Genomic DNA, 9,326 nt, shown 5'->3' with positions numbered 1-9,326 from the left:
GATGGCGGCATTGGCCTCGGTCTCGAACTGTCGCGCCAAGAACCAGCCGTTCGCCTCGGCGAGCTCGACCGCCTTCTTGTACATGCCGAAGCCCTTCTGGGCGCGCGGCGTCAGCACCACCTTGGCGCCTAGCATGCGCATCAGCTTGCGGCGCTCGATGGAGAAGCTGTCGGCCATCGTCACCACCAGCGGATAGCCTTTCTGCGCGCAGACCATGGCAAGGCCGATGCCGGTGTTGCCGCTCGTCGCCTCGACCACGGTCTGGCCGGGCTTGAGCTTACCGCTGCGCTCGCCTTCCTCGATGATGTTGAGAGCCAGCCGGTCCTTCACCGAGGCCGCAGGATTGAAGAACTCGGCCTTCACATAGATCGTCGCGTGACCCGGCCCGAGATTGTTGATGCGGATGACCGGCGTGTCGCCGACCGTGTCGAGAATGCTGTCGAACAGGCGGCCGCGCCCGGACGTGGTCCTGATTTTCAATTGATGCAACATGGCTTGCTCCTCAATGTCCTCACATGCCGGTTACAGACCGGCAGCTTTGGCGGCGCGGTTTCGACACCTGGCCGCGATAGGTTGCTTGATCTGCCGCAAAATGCGGCAACGGCGGCGTTCCGGCGCGGAATGGGGCCGCCGGCTGCCTCCTGTCATCTTTGGTGATAGACTATGGACCAATTGGCCAGCGTTGGAGAAAGCGTGGAAACATACGTGGAATCCACCCGATCGAGGCTGAACGACCGCGTTGGCCTGTCCGTAAGGCTGCTCGGACAACTGACGATTGCTCGCGACGGAATGCCGGTTACCTTGCCCTCGTCGCGCAAGCTGCGCGCGCTGCTCGCCTATCTCGCTCTGGCGCCCCACCCTGTCAGCCGCAGCCGTCTTTGCGAACTTCTCTGGGATGTGCCCAACGATCCGCGCGGCGAGCTGCGCTGGTGCCTGAGCAAGCTGCGCGCCGCGCTCGACGAACCGGGCTTGCGCCGGATCGAGACGGAAGGCGACACCGTGGCGCTTCGCCTCGGCGATACGAGCATCGATGCCGTCGAGGCTGCTGCCGCGGTGGCGGAGGGAATCGAGACGCTCGGCCTCGACCGTCTGCGGGCGCTTGCGCAACTGTTCGCCGGCGACTTTCTCGACGGCCTGGAGCTCGATCGCAGCCCGCATTTCGGCAGCTGGCTGACGGCGCAGCGCCGCCGTTTCAGCGCATGCCATGTCGCGGTTCTGGAGCACATCATCGGCCTTGTCCCGCAAGGAGCCGACGAGGCCGGCGCCTATATCGACAAATGGCTGGAGCTAGCGCCCTTCGATAGCCGCGCGCATGTGGCGCTGCTGGAAAACCTGGCCCGGCGCGGACAGTTCGGCGCCGGCGAGGAACATCTTGCCACGGCGGCGGAGCTGTTCCACTCCGAAGAGCTTGATTTCACGCCATTGCGCGAAGCGTGGCAGGAGATACGGGCTCGGCACGCCGGCGCAACGCCATGCGCCCGATCCGGGCCGGCCTTCCCACTCCCGGACTTGCCGGTCGCCGCGATCGAATCCGAACCCGCGGCGACGCGCCGGGCCTCGCTCGCTGTGATGCCGTTTGCGGAGAGCGCCGGCGGCGGCTTCCGTGGCGGACTTGCCGACGGCCTCACGCATGACATCATCACGCGGCTTGCCAAGCTTCGCGATTTCTTCGTCATCGCCCGCGGCTCGGTCTTCGCGCTCGCCGAAAGGAACATCGCGCCGGACGACGCCGGACGCAGGCTGAATGTCGACTATGTCGCGACAGGCTCGGTGCGGGCTCTGCCGGGCCGGTTTGTCATCTCGGTCGAGCTTGCCGAGGTCCGCACGGCAAGGATCGTCTGGGCCGAGACCTTCGAGCACAAGCCCGACGACATATTCATCGTCATCGAGGATATCGGCAACAGCATCGTCTCTTCCATCGCCGCCGAGATCGCGACGGTGGAGCGCAACCGCGCATTGCTGAAGGCGCCCAATTCGCTCAACGCCTGGGAGGCCTATCATCGCGGCCTCTGGCACATGTATCGCTTCACCCGTCAGGAAAACGAGCTGGCGCAGCACTTCTTCGGCGAGGCGTTGAAGCTGGACCCCACTTTCGCGCGCGCCTATGCCGGCATGTCCTTCACCCACTGGCAGAACGCTTTCCAGCGCTGGGGCGACCGCGACCGCGAGACCGCGCTTGCTTTCGAAAGCGCCGGCCAGAGCCTGCTGGTCGACGACCGCAACCCTGCCGCCCACTGGGCGATGGGCCGCGCGCTATGGCTGCGCGGCGAACAGGACGGCGCGCTGCTGGAACTGGCGAGCGCCGTCGACCTCAGCCCCAATTTCGCGCTCGGCCATTACGCGTTGTCCTTCGTCCATTCGCAGTCGGGCGATCCGCGATCGGCGATCGGCTCATCCGACCATTCGCGCCATCTCAGCCCTTTCGATCCGCTCTTGTTCGGCATGATGGGCGCGCGCGCCATGGCGCATGCGCGGCTCGGCGAATTCGAAGCGGCGGCCGAATGGGCGCTGAAGGCGGCCGCAAGGCCGAACGCCCATGTCATCATCCTGGCGATCGCCGCCCATTGCCTGGCGCTGGCGGGCCGGCAGGACGAGGCGCGCAGCTTCGCCGCGACGATCCGCAGCACCTTGCCCAACTATCGCGCCGACGATTTCATCGCCACCTTCCGCTTCGACCGGGATGGAGAGGCTTTGTTTCGGAACGGCTCGAAGCTGATCGGACTGAATTGAGCCCGAAGGATCCTGCGGCGGTGCGGAAACTTCGCAAGGCCGGCGGGACAGCGCCCCCCTCTGGCCTGCCGGCCATCTCCCCCACTTGGGGGGAGATTGGCGGTTTCGGCGCTTCGCTCAATCCTGCAGCGTTGGCGATTAGCGAAAGCCGCGGTGACGTCCGATCTCCCCCCTTGTGGGGGAGATGTCCGGCAGGACAGAGGGGGGCGCGAAGGATCGCTACCGATCTCATCCTTTCAACCCTGCTCCGCACGACGCGCTTGAGCGAGGCGCATCAGTGCACCAGCGGGCCGCTGGCCTTCCGCCATGCATCGATGCCGCCCTGGATGTGGCGGGCGCTGGAAATGCCGACGTCTTGCGCCGCCTGCACCGCCATCGCCGAACGCTCGCCGAAGGCGCAGTAGAACAGGAGCTGCTTGGCTGTCGACTTCGCCAGCTCGTGCAGCATGCCGCCGGCGGCTATATTCTCCTGCAGCCGCGCATAGGGCAGATGGATCGCGCCGGGAATGACGCCGTGCCTCTCGCGTTCGGACTGCTCGCGCAGGTCGATCAGCGCCACGTCGGGCCGCCCGACCAGGGCCAGCGCCTGCTCCGCGCTGACCGCCCAGCCGCGGGCGGCGATGTCGTCCTGATGCAGCCCGACCCGCATGTTCGCCGGCACGGCCACGTCCATCATTTTCGGGTTGGATAGGTTGAGATTGTTCATGATGTGGACGTACTCGTCGACCGACTTCACCTGCAGGCGCGGATTGAAGGCCTTTTCCTCGCCGATCGTCGACACGGTCTCGCCCTTGTAGTCATGCGCGGGGAAGATCATCGTCTCGTCGGGCAGCTTGAGCAGGCGACCGAAGATCGATTCATATTGCTGGCGCGGATCGCCGTTCTGGAAGTCGGTGCGGCCGGTGCCGCGGATGAGCAGCGTGTCGCCGGTGAAGACCCGATCCGGCAGGACGAAGCTGTAGGAATCGTCGGTGTGGCCGGGCGTGTAGACGACGTCGAGCGCCAGCCCTTCGATGCCGAGCTTGTCGCCGTCGGCAAGCCGCATCGACACCACGTCGGCCTTGGTCTGCTCGCCCATAACGGTGACGCAATGCGTCCTGTCGCGCAGCGCGCCGAGGCCGGTGATATGGTCGGCATGAAGATGCGTGTCCACCGCCTTGACCAGCCTGAGATCGAGCTCGTTGACGAGCTGCAGATAGCGCTCGACCTTCTCCAGCACCGGATCGATGATCAGCGCCTCACCGCCCCTGCGGCTGGCGAGCAGATAGGAATAGGTGCCCGAGACTGAATCGAAGAGCTGACGGAAGATCATCGTCGCATACCCCGCTGCATTTTCGCCGCCGCGTCGCCCGCGCGGTCGCAGCAATATTCTACTGCACAGACTTCCGGAATCGGAATGGTTTTCGAAAAATATATAATTCGGTAGACGCCCTTCCCATAGCGACGGAATGCCACCCTCAAATATGACGCCGGCCAGCTCCCTCAAAAAGCCTTGCTGAGGCGAGCTACACCCCTGACGGTGAAGGCATTGTCGCTGCCGTACCCCGCCTCGAAACCGGCATTGAGCGTCACGCCGGCGCCCACCTCCGCGGCGACGTCCGCGCCGGCAAAGCCGCGCATCACGAACTTCTTGCCGCCTACGGGAAACGAGATGTCCTGGCCGAGCAACGTCGCCGACACGTCATCGGTGCTTTGCGCGATCGCATCGATCCCCGCTCGAAGCGTGGTTTGCCAGGCCTGGCTTGGCGTGCTGACGGGCGGCAAAGCCAGCGCGAGCTGGCCGCGCGCCTCCAAGACGTTGACGTTGCGCCGCGCAATCGCGAGATCGCCGTCCGAACCGGTCTCGGCATAATCGTCGAAGAACAGCCCGGCGTAACGCAGCCGCATGCTGGGTATCAGCGTACCGGCCGTGACCGGCAGCCGCATCCCGAGCGTGACCGATGGACTCAGGAAAACGCCGTTGAAATCGGCCCGCGCCGTCTCGACGCCATCGAGCACCTGATTGTTCGCGACACGGCGGCGGCTGCGCTCCTGGAGCACGCCGGCAACGAATGCCGCCTCGGCAAAACGCGCCCCTTCGTCATAGCCGAGATAGCCGCCCGCAAATACGCCGCGATGGACGATTTCCTGCGCGTCGTCGTCGACCTCGGTCGATCCGGCGGCGCCTCCGAGGAACAAGCCACCGAGGAACCCGTCGCCCGAGCGCCTTTCGGCGCCGGCGACGACACCGCCCAGAGCCTCGCTGAACCCGGCCGATGCGCCGGAACCGCCCTGGGAGCGTATCCCGCCAAAAGTGGAGACCCAGGCGTCCGGACCTTTTTGCGGCGCAGGCAAATCGTCGCCCGGGGCGAACATGCGCGCCTCGGCGGTGCCGGCTATGCCGTCGACAAGGTCTTCAAGCAGCGATGCGCTGCTGGCAAAGCCGGTGATGTCCACCACCGCCACGCTGTCGCCGCTCGTCAGGAACGGCCTGCCGCCGGTCAGGATGGTTTGCGGCAGGCCGCTTCCTGAAAAGCTCATGACGGCGTTCAGTCCGGGGCCGAAAGTAACGGTGTTGCCGCCGCCGGAAAAAACGATCGGCCCCTGGATCGCCGTCCCGCCCAAAAGATTGAGCGTCGCGTCGGGCGCACCGAAATAGATCGCCACGCTCTGGTCGCTGAAGACGCGGCCGGAATTGGTGATGACGGAGTTGCCGCCCTGGGCGGCGATGGCCACACCGCCCACGCCCCTCACGATGACCGACCCCGAATTGCTGATCGTGGCGTTGCCGAACAGGGTGCCGATGCCTGTCGAGGCTATCCCGAAGACATTGACCGTGCCGCTGTTGGCAATTGCGATGTCGTTGCCACTGGCCCCGATGCCGACGGAAGCCAGCCCCGACACGACGATCGAGCCGGAATTGTCGAGTCGCAGCCCGTCGCTCTGCCAGAGAATTCCCCCGGCCGCAGTTCCATAGGCCTCGATGGATCCGCTGTTGTCCACCGTCAGGTCCGGCCCGTCGCCGATTATGCCTGCGGCCGCGGTGCCGGAAACGCCGATAAAGCTGCGGTTGTCCACATGCCCGCCCGCTGCATCGCTGATGACGCCGTATGTGGCAATGCCGAGCGCTTCGATCGAGCCGTCGTTCACGATGCGCGCATTGCCGCCCTCTGACAGGACGCCGATCGAGCCATCGCCTATCGCCAGGATGCCTCCGTTGTTGAGGATGGCCGCGCCGCTGCCTTGCGAATGCACATTGGCCGCGCCGCCGCCCAGCGTTGCAATCAACCCGTCATTGGTGAGCCGCTGGTTCGAGTTGAGCATCCGCACGGCATCGACGCCGGCGCCGAATGTTTCGATCGCTCCGTTTGCCTGCACGACGCCGGTATCACCGGCGTTGCTCATCGTCTGCTGGCCCGCGAGGACGCCATTGCCGATGACAAAATCCTGGGAAAACGCCGTGCCGCTTGCAAGCAAGGCCCCGGCGAAAATCGACAGCGCAACCGCGCCTGGAACCCCTGTGCGCGACGTCGGCATCACCCCCTCGGCGCATGGGCACGCAACAGATGGATTCTGCGCTCGAAGGACGCGAAAGACAAGCCGGAGGCAGCGCGCCCGAAAACCGGGCGTGCCGGCGAAAGACGCCTACCGCCTCAGCACAGCGCTCAGCACATCCCTGATGCCGATCGCGCCGACGAAGCGCGAGCCTTCGTCGAACAGCGCCACCGGCGCCGTCTGCGAGCGGTGCATGGCGAGCATCACCGTTTTCAGCGGCGTGCCGGGATTGGCCCAGAACACCTGGGCGCCTTCCTCCGGCTGACGCTCGACATCGGCGCAGGAGACCCACACCGCCGGCTTGCCGTCGCGTTCGGCCGCCGCCACCAGGCCATGCTCGTCGATCTTGAAGCGCGTCGTCTTGCGCCGGTCGAGCCACACCCATCCGTCGTCGCCCTGCTCCAGGTCGCGGCGGTCCCGCATCACGTTCCACGCCGTCAGCACCGACAAGGGGTTCACATTGGCGATGAAGTCGCGGACATAGTCGTTGGCTGGGCGCAAGACGATGTCTTCCGGCGCGCCGGTCTGGACGATGCGGCCGCCCTCCATGATCGTGATGTGGCTGCCGATCTTCAGCGCCTCCTCGAGATCGTGGCTGACGAAGATGATGGTCTTCTTCAACTCGGCCTGCAGCTGCAGCAATTCGTCCTGCAGCTTGGTGCGGATCAGCGGGTCGAGCGCCGAGAACGGCTCGTCCATCAGAAGGATCGGCGCCTCGGTGGCGAAGGCGCGCGCGAGGCCGACGCGCTGCTGCATGCCGCCCGAAAGCTCATGGGCGTATTTCTTCGACCACTGGTCGAGATGGACAAGCTGCAGCTGCTTCTGCACCCGCGCCTTGCGCTCGGCTTCCGGCACGCCGGCAAGCTCGAGGCCGAAGCCGACATTTTCCTCGACCGTGCGCCAGGGCAGCAGGCCGAACTGCTGGAACACCATGGCCACCTGCTTCTGCCTCAGCCGCCGCAAGGTCGCCTCGTCGCAGGTGACGACATCGACGGTGCGGTCACCGTCCTTGACCAGCACCTGGCCGCGCGACACGACGTTGAGCCGGTTGACGGCCCGAAGCAGGGTCGACTTGCCGGAGCCGGACAGCCCCATCAGCACCGAGATCTCGCCTTCATGCACGGTGAGGCTGGCGCCGGCGCATCCCAGCACATTGCCGGTCTTTTCCAGGATCTCGGCCCGGGTGGCGCCCTGGTCGATCATCGCCAGCGAACCTGCCTGGTCGGCGCCGAAGACGATGTCCACGTTCTTGAAATCAACCGCGACGGTCATTTCTTGCCTCCAACGCCGATGCGGGTCATGCGGTCGAGCACGATGGCGAGCACGACGATGGCGAGGCCCGCCTCAAGCCCGAGGTCGATGCGGCGCGAGCCGAGCGCGCGGTTGATTTCCGTGCCGAGGCCGCCGGCGCCGATCAGCGCGGCGAACACCACCATCGACAGCGACAGCATGATCGACTGCGTCAGGCCCGCCATGATGGTCGGCAGCGCCGAGGGCAGCTCCACCTTCCACAGAAGCTGGCGCTTGGTGGCGCCGAACGCCTCGCCCGCCTCGATGATCGCCTTGGGCACCGAGACCACGCCGAGATGGGTGAGCCGCACGGCCGTCGGGATGACGAAGATGATGGTGACGATGAGGCCGGGCGCGTTGCCGAGGCCGAACAGGGTGAGCACCGGGATCAGGTAGACGAAGGTCGGCAGCGTCTGCATCAGGTCGAGCACCGGCAGCATGACGCGGTAGACCTTCGGCTTGTGCGCGGCCCAGATGCCGAGCGGCACGCCGATCGCCATCGCCATGGCGGCGGCGGCAACGACCAGCACCAGCGTCTGCACCGTCTGTTTCCACAGATTCTGGTTGATGATGAAGATCAGGCCGAGGAAGACGCCGATGGCGAGCGGACGCGAACGCTGCAAAAACCACGCGATGACCGCGATGACAAGCGCCAACAGCACCGGCGGCACCATCAGCAAAAGGTCCACCGCCCCGTCGAGGACGAAATTCAGCCCGTTTGAGAAGGCCCGGAAGATGGTGTCGAAATTGTCGGTCAGGAAGCTGAAGAAGGCCTTGCCCCATGGCCCGATCGGGATCTTGTAATCGGTCAGGAATTTAGAAATCGGATCCATCTTTCCCCTCTCGGCTTCGCCGCGCTTGCCGCACGGTCATCCTCTCACGTCTCCAGGCATATGAAAAAGGGCAGCCTCTTCAAGGGCTGCCCTTTTCCGGAAATCATGCCGGTCCCAAGCGGATCAGCCCCCGAGCGCGGTCTTGACGGCCGCAGCCGCGTCGCCGCCGTCGAAGGTGGTGACGCCGGCGATCCAGGGCGCGACCGCGTCCTGATGCTTCTTCAGCCAGTCGGTCGCCACCGTCTGCGGGTCGCCACCTTTCAGGATCGCGTCCATCATCTCGCCTTCCATGTCGAGATTGAACTTCAAATTGGCGATGAACTTGCCGGCGTTCGGACATTCGGTGGTGTAGCCCTTGCGCACGATGGTGTAGACGGTGGCGGCGCCGAAGCCGCTGTCGCCCATGCCGTCAAGATAGGTGATCTTCATGGCGCCCATCACCGGATGCGGCGTCCAGCCGAGGAAGGCGATCCACTCATTGTTCTTCATCGACTGCTCGGCCTGCGTCAGCATGCCGGCCTCCGAGGACTCGACCAGCTCGAACCCGGCGAGATTGTCGGCCGGGTTCTTGATCATGTCGAGGATGATGCGGTTGCCGTCATTGCCGGCCTCGATGCCGTAGATCTTGCCGTTGAACTTGTCCTTGAACTTGCCAAGATCGGTCAGCGTCTTGACGCCGGCGTCCGCGACATAGGTCGGCACGACGATGCCGTAGCCGGCGCCCGTCAGGTTGGTGCTGATCGTCTCGATCGAGCCCTCCTTGGTGTAGTCCTTGATGTCGTTGGTCATCGACGGCATCCAGTTGCCGAGGAAGACGTCGAGGTCCTTGTTCTTCAGCGAGGCCATGGTCACCGGCACCGAGAGCTGGATCGTCTGCGGCTCATAGCCGAGCGCGGTGAGCAGCACCGAGGCGAGGCCGGTGGTGGCCTGGATGTCGGT

7 protein-coding genes are annotated in these 9,326 nt (G+C 65.2%); 1 reads left to right on the top strand and 6 read right to left on the bottom strand.

What is annotated here, in order from left to right; genetic code table 11:
- Nucleotides 1-492: pyridoxal-phosphate dependent enzyme (locus EOD07_RS11970; protein WP_127235598.1), on the bottom strand; the 492-nt coding region annotated here is incomplete at its 3' end.
- A 171-nt stretch (nucleotides 493-663) separates the two neighbouring features.
- On the opposite strand from EOD07_RS11970, the gene EOD07_RS11965 reads away from it, so the two are divergent.
- A complete protein-coding gene (locus EOD07_RS11965) occupies nucleotides 664-2,730 on the top strand; it encodes a transcriptional regulator (RefSeq protein WP_127235597.1) in 2,067 nt (688 codons plus the stop codon).
- 274 nt (nucleotides 2,731-3,004) lie between these two features.
- On the opposite strand, the gene EOD07_RS11955 is transcribed toward EOD07_RS11965, so the two are convergent.
- The 5 genes from EOD07_RS11955 to choX all read right to left on the bottom strand — a co-directional run.
- Complete coding sequence (locus EOD07_RS11955; RefSeq protein ID WP_127235596.1) at nucleotides 3,005-4,042, bottom strand: MBL fold metallo-hydrolase; 1,038 nt, start codon at nucleotides 4,040-4,042, stop codon at nucleotides 3,005-3,007.
- 170 nt (nucleotides 4,043-4,212) lie between these two features.
- Complete coding sequence (locus tag EOD07_RS11950; protein WP_127235595.1) at nucleotides 4,213-6,246, bottom strand: autotransporter outer membrane beta-barrel domain-containing protein; 2,034 nt, start codon at nucleotides 6,244-6,246, stop codon at nucleotides 4,213-4,215.
- 108 nt (nucleotides 6,247-6,354) lie between these two features.
- Nucleotides 6,355-7,536, bottom strand: coding sequence for a choline ABC transporter ATP-binding protein (gene choV, locus EOD07_RS11945; RefSeq protein WP_127235594.1), 1,182 nt, complete (start codon nucleotides 7,534-7,536; stop codon nucleotides 6,355-6,357).
- Nucleotides 7,533-8,387 (bottom strand): choline ABC transporter permease subunit, encoded by an 855-nt coding sequence (gene choW, locus EOD07_RS11940; protein ID WP_127235593.1) that lies wholly within the window; start codon nucleotides 8,385-8,387, stop codon nucleotides 7,533-7,535. The genes choV and choW overlap by 4 nt, the downstream gene beginning before the upstream one ends.
- A 123-nt stretch (nucleotides 8,388-8,510) precedes the next feature.
- Nucleotides 8,511-9,326 (bottom strand): choline ABC transporter substrate-binding protein (gene choX / locus EOD07_RS11935; RefSeq protein WP_127235592.1); only part of this gene is annotated, 816 nt, incomplete at its 5' end.

This window comes from Mesorhizobium sp. M2C.T.Ca.TU.002.02.1.1 (genome assembly GCF_003997225.1).
Note: the sequence above shows the minus strand (reverse complement) of the source record. Positions and strands in the feature narration are given on the sequence as shown.

Coding starts and splice junctions, on each gene's coding strand:
- EOD07_RS11950 (WP_127235595.1), bottom strand. CDS start 6,246: ATGCCGACGTCGCGCACAGGGGTTCCAGGCGCGGTTGCGCTGTCGATT.
- choW (WP_127235593.1), bottom strand. CDS start 8,387: ATGGATCCGATTTCTAAATTCCTGACCGATTACAAGATCCCGATCGGG.
- choV (WP_127235594.1), bottom strand. CDS start 7,536: ATGACCGTCGCGGTTGATTTCAAGAACGTGGACATCGTCTTCGGCGCC.
- EOD07_RS11965 (WP_127235597.1), top strand. CDS start 664: ATGGACCAATTGGCCAGCGTTGGAGAAAGCGTGGAAACATACGTGGAA.
- EOD07_RS11955 (WP_127235596.1), bottom strand. CDS start 4,042: ATGATCTTCCGTCAGCTCTTCGATTCAGTCTCGGGCACCTATTCCTAT.